This is a genomic window from Sphingopyxis sp. Geo25 (genome assembly GCF_949769135.1).
GTDB lineage: Bacteria > Pseudomonadota > Alphaproteobacteria > Sphingomonadales > Sphingomonadaceae > Sphingopyxis.
The window spans coordinates 112,146-125,209 of sequence record NZ_CATKOZ010000007.1 but is presented as its reverse complement, the minus strand read 5'-3'; the positions used below and the strand labels follow the sequence as shown (position 1 = coordinate 125,209).

At 61.9% G+C, this 13,064-nt stretch carries 12 protein-coding genes and 1 tRNA gene; 4 read left to right on the top strand and 9 right to left on the bottom strand.

The features are described 5' to 3' along the window. Positions 1-13: 13 nt before the first annotated feature. The 7 genes from QOL68_RS16365 to QOL68_RS16335 all read right to left on the bottom strand — a co-directional run bounded on the left by QOL68_RS16365 (position 14) and on the right by QOL68_RS16335 (position 7,357). Positions 14-1,132 carry a tyrosine-type recombinase/integrase gene (locus QOL68_RS16365; RefSeq protein ID WP_282950118.1) on the bottom strand — a complete coding sequence of 373 codons (1,119 nt, stop codon included), beginning with the start codon at positions 1,130-1,132 and terminating at the stop codon, positions 14-16. A gap of 6 nt (positions 1,133-1,138) precedes the next feature. Beyond that, entirely contained in the window at positions 1,139-1,615 is a 477-nt protein-coding gene (locus tag QOL68_RS16360) for a helix-turn-helix domain-containing protein (protein ID WP_282950117.1), read from the bottom strand. A gap of 5 nt (positions 1,616-1,620) precedes the next feature. After that, positions 1,621-1,803 (bottom strand): helix-turn-helix domain-containing protein, encoded by a 183-nt coding sequence (locus QOL68_RS16355; RefSeq protein ID WP_282950116.1) that lies wholly within the window; start codon positions 1,801-1,803, stop codon positions 1,621-1,623. A 98-nt stretch (positions 1,804-1,901) separates the two neighbouring features. After that, on the bottom strand, positions 1,902-2,618 hold the full coding sequence (locus QOL68_RS16350; RefSeq protein ID WP_282950115.1) for a hypothetical protein: 717 nt from the start codon (positions 2,616-2,618) through the stop codon (positions 1,902-1,904). Beyond that, positions 2,615-5,776 carry a type ISP restriction/modification enzyme gene (locus tag QOL68_RS16345; protein ID WP_282950114.1) on the bottom strand — a complete coding sequence of 1,054 codons (3,162 nt, stop codon included), beginning with the start codon at positions 5,774-5,776 and terminating at the stop codon, positions 2,615-2,617. Before QOL68_RS16345 ends, QOL68_RS16350 begins: the two co-directional genes overlap by 4 nt. Positions 5,777-5,841: 65 nt before the next feature. After that, on the bottom strand, positions 5,842-7,074 hold the full coding sequence (locus QOL68_RS16340) for a tyrosine-type recombinase/integrase (RefSeq protein ID WP_282950113.1): 1,233 nt from the start codon (positions 7,072-7,074) through the stop codon (positions 5,842-5,844). Between the two features lie 209 nt (positions 7,075-7,283). Continuing rightward, positions 7,284-7,357, bottom strand: a tRNA-Gly gene (locus QOL68_RS16335). A 101-nt stretch (positions 7,358-7,458) separates the two neighbouring features. On the opposite strand from QOL68_RS16335, the gene dinB reads away from it, so the two are divergent. From dinB to QOL68_RS16315, 4 genes are all read left to right on the top strand, one after another. Then, positions 7,459-8,586 carry a DNA polymerase IV gene (gene dinB, locus QOL68_RS16330; protein WP_282950112.1) on the top strand — a complete coding sequence of 376 codons (1,128 nt, stop codon included), beginning with the start codon at positions 7,459-7,461 and terminating at the stop codon, positions 8,584-8,586. Positions 8,587-8,819: 233 nt separating this feature from the next. Continuing rightward, positions 8,820-9,236, top strand: a complete 417-nt coding sequence (locus QOL68_RS16325; RefSeq protein ID WP_058454793.1) for a hypothetical protein — start codon at positions 8,820-8,822, stop codon at positions 9,234-9,236. A 21-nt stretch (positions 9,237-9,257) separates the two neighbouring features. After that, entirely contained in the window at positions 9,258-10,013 is a 756-nt protein-coding gene (locus tag QOL68_RS16320) for a hypothetical protein (protein WP_282950111.1), read from the top strand. After that, positions 10,010-10,999 carry an ATP-grasp domain-containing protein gene (locus QOL68_RS16315; protein WP_058454795.1) on the top strand — a complete coding sequence of 330 codons (990 nt, stop codon included), beginning with the start codon at positions 10,010-10,012 and terminating at the stop codon, positions 10,997-10,999. The genes QOL68_RS16320 and QOL68_RS16315 overlap by 4 nt, the downstream gene beginning before the upstream one ends. Here the strand turns inward: QOL68_RS16315 and QOL68_RS16310 are convergent. Further along, a complete protein-coding gene (locus QOL68_RS16310; RefSeq protein WP_156416488.1) occupies positions 10,917-11,423 on the bottom strand; it encodes a hypothetical protein in 507 nt (168 codons plus the stop codon). The genes QOL68_RS16315 and QOL68_RS16310 overlap by 83 nt on opposite strands. Positions 11,424-11,446: 23 nt before the next feature. Further along, entirely contained in the window at positions 11,447-13,039 is a 1,593-nt protein-coding gene (locus QOL68_RS16305; protein WP_058454797.1) for a peptide chain release factor 3, read from the bottom strand. Between the last annotated feature and the right edge of the window lie 25 nt (positions 13,040-13,064).

Genomic DNA, 13,064 nt, shown 5'->3' with positions numbered 1-13,064 from the left:
CCTTGAATTCAAGTTACCCTTTTCCCGGTAAACTCTGCATCGCCGCCAGCACTTGCGCGACCAAGGCCGGATCGACCTCCGCCGCTATTTTGCCGTCCGCACCCTTAGCCGCCCCCATGCCCCGGATCAATTCCGCCTGCCGGTGCGGGGCAACGGTACCGTAGCTGGTAAGCGTCGTCATTACCCGGTCGTGCCCTAGATTCTGCGACCATGCCTTGAATTGCTCCGGCGTGGTGCAGACCTGTTCGCCATGCTGCACCAGCGTATCGCGCAGCGAATGCGGGTTGAAATAGGGCAGGCCGGCCGCTGCGAACGCTTTACGGAATATATCGCGGATTGGCCCGGCACCTTGCCAGCATTCGCCACGGCGAAGGCCAACCGGCGCAAAGCCGCCATTTTCGCCAAGGCCGATTTGCGTGGGCGGAAACAGCGGGTCATCATCGCCCCAAAGAAGGGTGTCGTGCAGGTAGTGGCACCAGTCCCGCACAATTGGCAGGGCTTCACCGCCAACCGGGAAAAACCAAGTCGCAAAGGTCTTGCTGGCCTTTGTCTTCACGTCGCGGGCGTCCTGATCGACGCGGCCCTGCAACAGATCGAGGTGCTTCAGCCGGAACGAAGCCAGCGCCCCGTCCCGCGCGCCGGTCAGCAGGGCGAAGGCCACCAGTGCCCGGTTGCGTAATTCAATGGCGGTGCCGGTCGGCATGGCGGCGATGACGTGATGGACCTGTTCCAGCGACGGGAACGCCTTGTGCCGTGCCGCCTTGGCAATCCGCACGTCCTTTTCGGCCAGGTTGAAATAATCGGCATCGGCATAGGACAGGCGGGACTTGTAGCCGGGCTGCCCCGCCAGCCATACAAAGAACGCGCGCAGGGCTGACAGGGTGGAATTGACCGTCGCCCGGCTCAGGGGCTTGCCGGTGCGGACGGCCGGCTGCTTGTCCAGCTTGTGCTTGAAGGCCACAGCCTGCGCCCGGTGAAAGGTCTTGAAATCCTTGTGCCCGTTCGCCTCTTCAAAGCGTGCCAGCGCCTTCGCCACGGCATCGATCGATCCTTCGTCCCGGCGCTGCGCTTCCTTCAGATAGGTGAAATATTCGCGCTTGATCCGGGCGTTCGCAGCATTGTGTTTTGCCATGGTCTGTCAGTCCTTGCGATTGTCACAATTCAGGGAAGGTTCGGTGCGCTCACATATGCGTGGGCCTGCCTCCCTGATTTGGACGTCCAGATTGGGCATGACGGAGGGGATAGCGGCCAAGCGGGTGCTTCGGTGCATCATGGTGCCGCACGTTTCGCAAATGCCGCTCAGGTTGCCGGCGGTGGCATTCTGGCGGGTGGCTTCCACCATCCCCATGGCAGGCGCGCGCGGCTGGCGGCACTTGAAGCAATAAAGCGTTCCGGGTGGGCATGGCCGCTTGCGGCTGGCGTTGCGCTTGGCAAGAAAGGCGCGAACGGTTGCCCCGTCAAACAAGGTGGGGCGGCCCTTGCTGACCGGCTTCAGCCCATTAGCTTGCCAGTGCCGCACGGTGTTCTTGTGGACGCCGCAACACGCCGCCAGTTCCGCCGTGCTGTAGATGCGGTGGAGCTTGACCCGTTGCGGTGTAGGCCGTCGCGCGGCCACGGCGATCAGGCCTGTCCTTCAATCAGCGCACGCAGTGATGCGGCCGGGATCAGGGTGCGCCTGCCGATCTTGAGCACATCCAGTCGCCCTTCGGCGATGAGCGCATAAAGGCGGGTCCGCCCAATCGACGTGACCCGGCAAGCGTCGGAAATGCTGTAGGCAAGCGGTTCAGAAATATGGCTCTTCATGTTCGGCTCCGTTCATGGTGGAACGGGGCCGTTTTTCGTTTGGCAGGCCGGAAAGATCAGCCAATTGAGGCCGGAAATAGCCGAAAACCACCGGCGATTCAGTTTCCGGCTGAGCGAATTCGCCGCAAAACCGCGTTCACCACGGGCTGCACCGTGCCCCGGCCCGGCTCCGGCTTTCCTTGCTCTGACATGCGCGCGAATACGGCATCTATCAGCGTTGATTGCCCGTCATGCCCTTGCCCTTCGGGTATGCCGTTGTCATGAATATAGACGGCCAGTTCCTCGGCAAAGTCAGGCCACCAGTTCGCGGCTGGACGGCCACCGCCGCGTTGGCCGGTGGAGTGGGCCGCTTGCCCATCCTTGTCGCCGTTTGGCAGCGACCATGAAACATGCGGCAGGCGGTTAGCATCTACTTCCAACCCGATAGCCGCGCCCCTGCCTATGATACCCCAGTCGCTCTTGGTATCGGGGGCGATCACCTTGAACTCGAAATCGCCAGCCAGCCAATCCCATTCCTGATGGACCGGCTTGCTTGCCACAAAACCTCTCCAAAAACTTATCGAGACCGGGATCATGTTATCAGCGTCGCGGCTCGGCCAAGGCGGTGGCTCGTTATCAAGTCCGTCTTCCCATTCCTCGCTTACCGAAGCCGCCCGCGATGGCAGCTGTCCGGATTGCAAACGCCTAAACAGGGCTTCGCCTGCGGCCTTCCAGCAAACTTCGTCATCGGTGTAATAATTGGACGCCTCATATTGCTTTCGCAGCGCGTCGAATGCGGCGAAGGCTGGAACCCAGCGAGGACCGGCCGCGCTCATTTTGCCGTTGCATCGCCGCCGATGGGCAATTCGATGGTGCGCATGATGCGGTCGGTTTCGGCCAGGATTTTAATGATGCGCTGGTAGTGGCGGATGTCGTCATAGGTTAAGGCGCGGCCCCTGCGATCCTTCAGCCACTTTTGCGCTGGCTGATAACCGCCGATGTGGAAGGCCCATGCAATCGCGGGCACGCCGTCAAAATACTGCTCTGCATTGATCCAGACTCGGCCGTTCTCATGGCGCGCCTTGTCCACCACGCTGTCGCCGTCACCGTGGAAGGGATAGGGCGTTGCACCGATTGCGGCATCCTCCATCAGGTGCAGGCGGCGCAGTGCCTCGCCCTGTTCACTGATCGCGCGGAAACTTTCCGGGCTGGTCGGGAAGGGGATGCGGGGGAAGTCGATTTTTAGGAATTCGGCATAGGTGGCCCGATATTCTGGGCAGTGCAGCACGCCATAGATGTAGTCGAACACCTTGACCTCATCGGGGCGAGCATCGCCTGTGGCTTTGCGAAAGGAGTCGGTGCCATTGGGTGCGGTTTGGGGGCCGGTGAGGCCAGCAACCTTGCGGATTTGCGCATATAGCTTGGGATCGAAATTGACGCGGATTGTTTGATCTAGCGTGCCCGCGTCGGGGTAGAGGTAGAATGGCGCAAACATGCTACCGCTGGCGCGCTCCGCGCACTTTACATCTGACATCCATCGCGAAACAAGAAAATGATCAATTTCCTGTGATTTATTCGTCCTGCCAAATAGGAGTGCGAAGTTTTCTTCTCTGAGGTGTCGAGAAACATTTGAGCGCGCGCGATAGGATTTTGGCAAATACCCGCTTGCCATAAAAGGGGAAGGATTATCAAAAAAAGTGAACCACCTCTTATCGAAGGGCTTATGCAAATACGGAACTATTTCATAGTCTTCCGAAATTCCGTTATCTGATAACCGTTTAGACAAGGCATTTTTGCTGAAACCTATAAACCGCTCTTCGCTCCCTGATTGAATTCCAGTCGTGTTGACCGGCATGAGTTCGACAATGGAGAAGCCCTCTGCATAAACGGATTCCACATCATAATCACGATTCACAAAGGGATACTGCGGCGCTTTATGCGGCAACAAACTATCGCAAATCTCTGTCGCGAGGCCATTCCAAAGTGTCGCATACTTCCCTTCACGTTCTCCCCAGAGTTCTCCATGAAACACCTCAGCGAGCGCCTTGGATTTTGTATCATCCCTTTGCCGCTTTACGGCGACGATAATCGCGACTCCTTGCATAATGTCGAACACGTTCTTGTCCGGTGAGCCGTCGGGACAAACCTCTTTCTTGTTAGCATTGCCGTGCAAGTCCAGAACGTAGATGCGGTCAAAAGTCTGCATTAGATGCCATCGCATGCCACGTAGGGTTGGATCGGCTAGGTAGCCGTGGCTGGAAATGAAGCCCAAAACTCCTTCGCCATTTTTGGCGATCATGTGTTCGGCAAAACGAATGAACTTATGCTCATCCTTCTTGACCCATTTTGGGTTTCGCTCTTGTAGTCTCTGAACTCCGCCCGGCTCCAGCATGTAAGGGGCCATCAGTTCTTCAATCCATGCGCCTTTGTTGGAGGAATGGCCCGAATAAGGCGGGTTGCCGATCACGCACATGATTGGAGTCTGGCGCTTGATGTCGCTGGCGGCCTTGGCCTCATTGGCAATGGCGCGGGACAGGCCGAACAGGGTCTGTTCCACCCTCTCGCCTTCCTCAAGGCTATTGGTCAGGTAAACGCCAAGGCGCGGCGGCTGGGCCGATGGCTTGTAGCCTAGCCGGGTCAGGATCATGTCCAGCTTCATGTGGCACATGGCATAGCTGGCCATCAGCAGCTCGAACCCGTGCAGGCGCGGGATCAGGTCGCGCTCGATATAAGCCGACAACTGCCCCGGCGCGACGCCCTTGATCCGTTCGGAAACCAGCTTCACCACTTCGGCCAGAAAAGTGCCGGTGCCGGTAGCTGGGTCCAGAATCTGGACGCGGTGGACTTCCTTCTTGAGGTGGGCGGGCTTGCCTGTTTTGGGATCGTTCTGGCCGGTGTCCCAATCGATGGTGATCTTGCTGGTGTCGGCCAAGCCGTCGGCCAGCCCGAATTCGGATTTCAGCACCTCGTCCACCGCGCGCACGATGAAATTCACGACGGGTTCGGGCGTATACCACACGCCCCGCGCCCTGCGCTTGGCCGGGTTATATTCGGCCAGAAAGTCCTCATAGAAATGCAGGAACGGGTCTTGCCGTGCGGTGATCTTGCCGAAATTGCGCAGCACCCGGTCCATATCGGTCGCGCAAAACACGTGGCACAGTTCATCGATCACGCGGCGTAGGCGTTCGTCCAGATTGGGGCCTGCGATGTAGATGAACAGTTCGCGCAAGAACGGGTTGGTTTTGGGTAGCAGGTCCAGCGCCTCGGCACGGGTGAATGTGTCCGGAGTCTCATCATGGAGCCGCGCGGCGAACAGGCCATAGGCGATCGTTTCGGCATAGATGTCGGCAAATTCCTCCACGGTGATGTCGTGGATCAGGCTGGTCTTGAATGCCTCATACTGGCCGACCAAGTCGGTTGCCGTGCCTGTGACATCGCGTGCCTTCATGTCCGTCACCAGTGCGCGGCCCATGATGTCCTTTATGATCGCCGCTTTGCCCGCCATCATCGCGGCCAGTTTGGCCGACGAAGTGACGCTAAGCGGCGTAACTCGCGCGAAGTCGCGCAGCCGGTTTTCCAGAAGCGGGAAGCTTTCGGCCCGCGCAGGCAACGTCGGGATCAGGTCGGCAATGGTGACGAAATCCACCGACTCGCCATCGCGTATGAATTCAAAGTCCAGCCCGTTGGTATAGATCAGGTTGGGCAGGCCCTTCTTGTAGCGTTCCTTTTGGGCCTTGCTGTAATCGGTGGCGGCGAATTGCCGCACGTCCTTGCCAATGTCCTTAGCCTCGCACCAGCCGATGGCAACGTCACCACGGTTGAACACGAAATCGGGCGCGCCAACGTCTGTTAGGTGTTTGGGTTCATTGATAACGGTCAATGCTGGATCGATGGAGCCAAACAATTTGGCCAAGGCAGGCCGGAAACTGTGTTCGGTTGACTGGCCACTGGCATAGAGCGCGCGAATTTCGCTGACGTAACCTTGAATATCCACGCTCTATAACCCCTCACAAATCGAATTGAGGGGCTTAACGCCACTTATTCACATCGCCAAGTCAGTCAGACCGCTTCCCGTTCGGGGAAGGGCACAATGTCCGCCCCTTTGCGTAACTGGTCGAGATAGTTCGACCACCATTGTGCCATTTCAACGCGCTCTTTCCAGTGCACCCCCCGATGATAGGCCGCACGCACTTTGTCATTATCCCCATGTGCGAGCGCACGTTCGATGGCGTCGGGGTGCCACTTGCCACTTTCGTTCAACAGCGTCGAAGCCATCGCGCGGAAGCCATGCGCTGTCATTTCATCGCTGGCATATCCCAGTCGTCGCAGGCCCGCATTGATGGTGTTTTCACTCATGGGGCGGGCGCGAGTGCGCACGGAAGGGAAAACGTAGCCACTCGGCCCCGTTACAGCCTGCACTTCGCGGAACAAATCCACCGCTTGCCTTGAAAGCGGGACATGGTGCGCCTTGCGCATTTTCATCTTGCCTGCCGGGATGATCCAGAGCGCGCCGTCCAGATCGAATTCGCTCCATTCGGCATGGCGCAGTTCGCCGGGGCGGACGAACACATGCGGGGCGATTTGCAGGGCCAGTTTGGTAATGCCGCTGCCTTCATAGCCATCGATGGCGCGCAGCAGTTCGCCAACGCGCTTGGGTTCGGTAATTGCGCCGTAGTGCGTAACCGTTGGCGCAGTTAGCGCGCCGCGCAGATCGCGGGTTGGGTCGGAACGAAGCCTCGCCGTCGATACGGCATACCGGAAAACCATGCTGGCGAGTTGCAGCGTCCGGCGCGCACTCTCCAGATTGCCTTTGGCTTCGATCTTACGCACCGCTGCCAGAATGTCCGCAGGCTCGATTTCCGCGATGGCCAGCTTGCCAATGGCGGGATTGAGAATTGACAGTAGATATTCGCTACGGGTCGCAGTGGCGGGCGACCATCCTTTTTCACCGTCACGTTTGCGCTTGGCGCAATATTCACTGGCGATTGCGGTGAAGGTATCCGCTGCCCGTATCCGCGAGCGAACTTTGTCGCGCTGCTTTTCGCGCGAGGGGTCTTTGCCCTGCGCGATCATCGCCCGCGCTTCCTCGCGCCGCTTGCGGGCTTCGCTCAGCCCGATGTCAGGGTAAGCCCCAATCGCGAGCAGTTTTTCCCGCCCATCGATCCGATACTTGAGTCGCCACAGTTTTCCGCCAGCCGGGGTGACCAGCAGAAACATGCCCGCCCCGTCCGCCAGCTTGATTGCCTTCGCGCCCGGTTTAGCGTTTCGGATTGCCACGTCTGTAAGCGCCATTTGCTGTCAGCCTTTCCGGGACAATGCCCATGACATACCCCCAAACATGGGGGTACCGAATTGGCCGTCTGCAAACACCCCCCAATCATACCCCCACCGGTTGGGGGCTGAATGCGAACGCCGATGGACGCCTACGGCTCAACATCCGCTAAATACCGTCATTCTGTGGGGACTGTCCAGTCGAATGCGCACATCAGCGGACAGAAATTTGGAGCGGGTAGCGGGAATCGAACCCGCCTAGCTAGCTTGGAAGGCTAGAGCATTACCACTATGCTATACCCGCATCTCCAAGGTCGGCGGCGATTGCCAGTTTGACCGCGCGGCGTCAAGCGCGCCCTTGCACGGAACATTGAGAACATTTCGGCAACATGCTAGACCATCGGCGTGAAAAATGGCGAAGATCCAGTTCCCAACGACGGGCCCGACCCGCCCGTTCGCAAGATCATCCATGTCGACATGGATGCCTTTTACGCGTCGGTCGAACAGCGCGACGATCCGGCACTCCGCGGCAAGCCCGTCGCAGTCGGCGGCTCGTCGCGGCGCGGCGTCGTCGCCGCTGCGAGCTATGAAGCGCGCAAGTTCGGGGTGCGATCGGCGATGCCGAGCATCACCGCGAAGCGCCAATGCCCCGACCTCATCTTCGTGCCCCCCCGCTTCGAGGTCTATCGCGATATCTCCCACCAGATTCGCGCGATCTTCCGCGACTATGCCGACGAGGTCGAGCCGTTGTCACTCGACGAAGCCTATCTCGACGTCAGCCGCGACAAGGCCGGACTCGGCAGCGCAACCGCGACCGCGAAGCTGATCCGCTGCCGGATCCGCGAGGAGACGGGGCTCACCGCCTCGGCCGGTGTCTCGTACAACAAGTTCATCGCCAAGCTCGCATCGGACCAGAACAAGCCCAACGGGCTGACCGTCATTCGCCCCGGCGAAGGCGCGGCCTTCGTGCAGACGCTGTCGATCCGCCGCTTTCACGGCATCGGCCCGGTGACCGCGGCGAAGATGGAGGGACTCGGCATTTTTTCCGGCGCCGATCTCGCGGCGAAGGACATGGCGTGGCTTGCCGAGAATTTTGGCAACAGCGCAGAGTGGCTCCACAATCTGGCGCGCGGAATTGATCATCGGCGGGTGAAATCGAACCGGCCGCTGAAGTCGCTCGGCGGCGAGCGCACCTTCTTCAACGACCTGATCACCGACACCGAGATCCGCGAGGCGCTGGCGCATGTCTGCACCGTGGTGTGGGACCGCGCGGCAAAGAAAGGCGCGCGCGGGCGGACCGTGACGCTGAAACTGCGCTACGCCGATTTTCAGACAATTACGCGCGCGCGGACCGTTCCCGCGCCGATCGTCGACGGCACGGCGCTGCTCGCCGCAGGCGAGGCGATCCTGGCCCCGCTGCTGCCGACCGAGCAAGGCATCCGGCTGCTCGGCATCACGCTGAGCAAGTTCGAGGGCGAAGAGGATGAGGAAGCGGCAGAAGCCGCACCCGCCGATCTCCTCAGCCTGCTCTGACATCCACCCCGCGATCACCCCCCACGGGATAGTGTGCCATCGCTGGCCGCCTTTATCGCCAAGGCGAAATTAACGCCGATTCTCGTCGCGATTAGCGCACGCCGACCCTGTCTTTGCCTTGACCGGGCCGGGGGCGGAGCGCAGCCCTCGCCGCGGACGATCATGAGGTCGCATCGCTGCCCGCCCCCTCAAAGGGCAGCACGTCCGGTTTTCTGACAAACTGGAGAGACATCATGGCCAAGCAACCCAAAAGACTCGAGAAAAAGATCGAAATTGTGGAAGGCAAGAACTTCCACAAGGAGCTGAAGATCGAGAAAATCGAAAAGATCGAGCACAAGGAACTGAAGCACGAAAAGCTCGAAAAGAATGAGCTCAAGGAGAACAAGAACGAGAAGATCGAGCACAAGGAATTCAAGGAGTTCAAAGAGTTCAAGGAGCATGGCGAAAAGCCGATCAAGGAAAAGGACGGCAAGGAACTCGTCGAAAATCCCGGCGACATCTTCGACCCCGTGCTCCAGATCGAGGCGCTGAAGGCGCATCTCGAACAGCTCGAAAAGGCCGCCGTCGAAGTCCGGCACTTCATCGAAAGCGCCGAACGTCCCGACCTGGGCGAGGGTGCGCTCAAGAATGAAAAGGACAAGAGCGGCTGACACGGGGCGGAGGCACCGGCAATGAAGCCCCTGCTCATCCTGTATGAAGAGTATGACCTGTCCGCGGCATGGCTCGCGGACAGGCTCCGCGCCCGCGGCCGCGCGGTCCGCGCGCTGACCGCCGCGACGCTCGGTGCTGAAACGCTGCGCTGGCATCACCGGCTCGGCGCGGGCGGCGTCGATTTCATCCTCACCCATTCGAACGGGCAAACCCTGTCGCCGGACGATTGCGGCGGCGTGGTCAACCGCCTCCACTATCTTCCCCTCGCGCTGCTCGCGCGCATCTGCGGCGAAGACGAGGATTATGCGCGCAGCGAGCTTTATGCGCTGTTCCTGAGCTGGATGGCGGCACTCCCCACCCCCATCCTCAATCCGCCGACGCCGCAGGGGCTCGCAGGCAACTGGCGCCATCCGTCGGCCTGGACGATGCTCGCGCAGGCGGCCGGACTGCCCGTGGTGGCGTGGCGGCAGGACAGCGCGGGCGAGCCCGAACGCGACTGGACGATCGCCGAGCAACCCGGCGAGATTTGCGTGGTGGCGGTCGGCGGCCGGCTGGTGCGACCGGGCTGGCCCGCCACGATCGATCTGATTGCGGCGGTCGAGCATGGCTGCATCGCGCTCGCGCGCGCGGCGGGCGTCGGCCTGCTCGGCGTGCGCCTGATCCCCGACGACGCCATTCCGGAAGGTTGGCGCTTCGTCGGCGCCAACCTGCTCCCCGATCTCGCCGCGGGCGGCGAACCGATGGTCGACGCCATCGACGCGGCCTTCGCGTCATGATCCTGCTCGCCGGCATCCCCAGCGAAACGCCGCTCCGCCTCGTCCGCGAGGCACTCGACGCGCGCGGCGCCGACTACCGCCTGTTCAACCAGCGCGAGGTCGCCGTCTGCGATTTCGCCTTTCACATCGACGACGGCGGTCTGGACGGCAGGCTGACCCTGGGCAGCGACCGCATCGCGCTCGGCGACATCGCCGCCGTCTATCATCGGATGATGGACGATAACCGGTTGCCGGAGGTCAAGCCGCTCGCCCCCGATGCCCCGCCGCGCCGCCGCGCGCGCGCGCTCCACGACGCGCTCTACCGCTGGTTCGAGGTTGCGCCGGCGCGGATCGTCAACAGGTCTGACCCGCAGGGATCGAACATGTCGAAGCCCTTTCAGGGGCAGATCGTGCGCCGCCACGGCTTCGACATTCCCGAAACGCTGATCAGCAACGATCCCGATGCGGTGCGCGCCTTCCACGCCGACCACGGCCCGCTCATCTACAAATCGATCAGCGGGGTACGGTCGATCGTCGCCGAGCTCGACGTCACCGACCGCGACCGGCTTGAACGCATTCGCTGGTGCCCGGTGCAGTTCCAGCAGCGCGTCGCGGGAACCGATATTCGCGTCCATGTCGTCGGCGAGGATGTGCACGCGACCGAGATCGCGAGCGACGGCGTCGACTATCGTTATGCATCGCAGCGCGGCGGCCGCACCGACCTTTCGGCGATCACGCTTCCCGACGAGATCGCCGAACGCTGCGTCGCGATGACCGCAGCCATGGGCCTGTCGCTGTCGGGCATCGACCTGCGCCGCGCGCCCGACGGGCGCTATTATTGCTTCGAGGTCAATCCGAGCCCGGCCTTTTCCTATTACGAGCTCGACACCGGCCAGCAGATCGCCGCGTCGATCGCCGCGTTGCTTATGGCCGGGCCGCCGGACTCGCCACCAGTGCGGGCGCAAAACGCCGGATCGCCGCCTGCATCTTTGGCGACAGCGTCCTGAAATCGCAGCGGATCAGCGTCTCGTCCGATTCCTGTATCTCGTCCTGAAACGGCGCCCCGACGCGATAGAGCGCGCGGCCGGGGCCAAGCAGCTTGATGCGGAAATAGCCCGCGCCGTCATAGCCGCCGAACTGCATCTGGGTAAAACCGCCCGCGACAGCCCGCGCCTGCGTGATCGGCTCGAGTTCGGCGGCCGGCCCCATGCTGCCGTTGGGACCGTAATAATAGAGGGCGCCCCAGCGTTTGCCGTCGAATATATAACCGTGACGGACGGCCGTGCATTTTTCCGTGTCGTTGGTCCAGAACCCCGGCGCGACCGGAAGCTTGATCCCCTGTGCCGCCACCGGCGCGGTGCCCGCGGCCATCGCCAGCGCCAAAATCCATCCGCGCATCGATACCCCCGCCATGACCGACCTTGACGTCATGGTGCCGGACTTGGCGGACCCGATCAACCCGCGTCGGCGAAAACGCGCTCTTTCGTCGCGGTGAAACGGATCGCCGGGTGGCGTTGGGTCACATAGCCGACTTCCCACGCATCCTTCGCCATGAAAACCGGCGCGCCGTCGCGGTCGGCGGCGCTGGCGCCGCGGTGGTCGGCCTGGAAGGCTTTCAGCGCGGCGGGATCGTCGCTCGCGATCCAGCGCGCCGTGTCCCAGGGCGATGCCTCCAGCTTCGCCTCGACCTTGTATTCGGCCTCGAGCCGGCTGATCAGCACTTCGAGCTGAAGCTGGCCGACCACCCCGACGATCATGTTCGACCCGATCTCGGGATAGAAGACCTGGATGATCCCCTCCTCGGCCATATCGTCGAGCGCCTTGCGAAGCTGCTTGGTCTTGGTCGGATCGACGAGCGCGACGCGGCGCAGGATTTCGGGGGCGAAGTTCGGCAGGCCCGTGATCGTGATGTCGGTGCGTTCCGACAAAGTATCCCCGACGCGCAAGGTACCGTGGTTCGGAATGCCGATGATGTCGCCGGGATACGCCTCTTCGGCCATTTCGCGGTCCTGCGCGAGGAACAGCATCGGGCGGCTGATCGCGATCGCCTTGCCCGTCCCGCCCTGCATCAGCCGCATCCCGCGCTCGAACTTGCCCGAGCACAGACGCATGAAGGCGATGCGGTCGCGGTGCGCCGGGTTCATGTTCGCCTGCACCTTGAAGACGAAGCCGGTGACGGCCTCGTCGTCGGGCTGTACCGGCGCGGGCTCGGCGGGCTGCGCGCCGGGTCCGGGGGCGTGCGCCGCCAGTGCATTGAGCAGGTCGACGACGCCGAATTCCTTGAGCGCCGATCCGAAATAGACCGGCGTCAGATCACCATTCCGATACGCCGCCGGGTCAAAGGGCGCATAGCAAGCCGACGCCAGCTCGGTCTCTTCCTTGAGGTACGCGAGCGCGTCGGCGCTCAGCTGCGCCGCGAGTGCGTCATCGTCGAGCCCCGTGACGCCGACGCGATCACCCTCATACATGCGCGACGCATCGCCGCCGGGCTTCATGATCGCGGGATCGACCAGGTCGTAAATCCCCTCGAACTGCCCGCCCATGCCCGCGGGCCAGTTCATCGGGCAAACGTCGAGCGCGAGCCGGTCAGCGACCTCGTCGAGCAATTCGAACGGCGGCAGGCCTTCGCGGTCGACCTTGTTGACGAAGGTGATGATCGGCACCGAGCGCAGGCGGCAGACCTCGAACAGCTTCAGCGTCTGCGGCTCGATGCCTTTTGCGGCGTCGATCACCATGACCGCGCTGTCGACGGCGGTGAGCGTGCGATAGGTATCCTCGCTGAAATCCTCGTGCCCCGGCGTATCGAGCAGGTTGAAGACGAGCCCGTCATGTTCGAAGGTCATCACCGACGAGGTCACGGAAATCCCGCGCTGCTGCTCGATTTTCATCCAGTCCGAGCGCGCGCGCCGCGCCTGGCCGCGCGCCTTGACCTCACCCGCCATATGGATCGCGCCGCCCGCGACGAGGAGTTTCTCGGTCAGCGTCGTCTTGCCCGCGTCGGGGTGTGAGATGATGGCAAAGGTGCGGCGGTCGGGATGCTTGGACATGGCGCGGGCGCCTAGCAGGGTGCGG

What these genes read in the sequence shown, in the direction of transcription:
- QOL68_RS16310 (WP_156416488.1), bottom strand. Translation starts at nt 11,423, where the DNA reads ATGACGTCAAGGTCGGTCATGGCGGGGGTATCGATGCGCGGATGGATT.
- QOL68_RS16325 (WP_058454793.1), top strand. Translation starts at nt 8,820, where the DNA reads ATGGCCAAGCAACCCAAAAGACTCGAGAAAAAGATCGAAATTGTGGAA.
- QOL68_RS16355 (WP_282950116.1), bottom strand. Translation starts at nt 1,803, where the DNA reads ATGAAGAGCCATATTTCTGAACCGCTTGCCTACAGCATTTCCGACGCT.
- QOL68_RS16365 (WP_282950118.1), bottom strand. Translation starts at nt 1,132, where the DNA reads ATGGCAAAACACAATGCTGCGAACGCCCGGATCAAGCGCGAATATTTC.
- QOL68_RS16315 (WP_058454795.1), top strand. Translation starts at nt 10,010, where the DNA reads ATGATCCTGCTCGCCGGCATCCCCAGCGAAACGCCGCTCCGCCTCGTC.
- QOL68_RS16305 (WP_058454797.1), bottom strand. Translation starts at nt 13,039, where the DNA reads ATGTCCAAGCATCCCGACCGCCGCACCTTTGCCATCATCTCACACCCC.
- QOL68_RS16320 (WP_282950111.1), top strand. Translation starts at nt 9,258, where the DNA reads ATGAAGCCCCTGCTCATCCTGTATGAAGAGTATGACCTGTCCGCGGCA.
- QOL68_RS16350 (WP_282950115.1), bottom strand. Translation starts at nt 2,618, where the DNA reads ATGAGCGCGGCCGGTCCTCGCTGGGTTCCAGCCTTCGCCGCATTCGAC.
- QOL68_RS16340 (WP_282950113.1), bottom strand. Translation starts at nt 7,074, where the DNA reads ATGGCGCTTACAGACGTGGCAATCCGAAACGCTAAACCGGGCGCGAAG.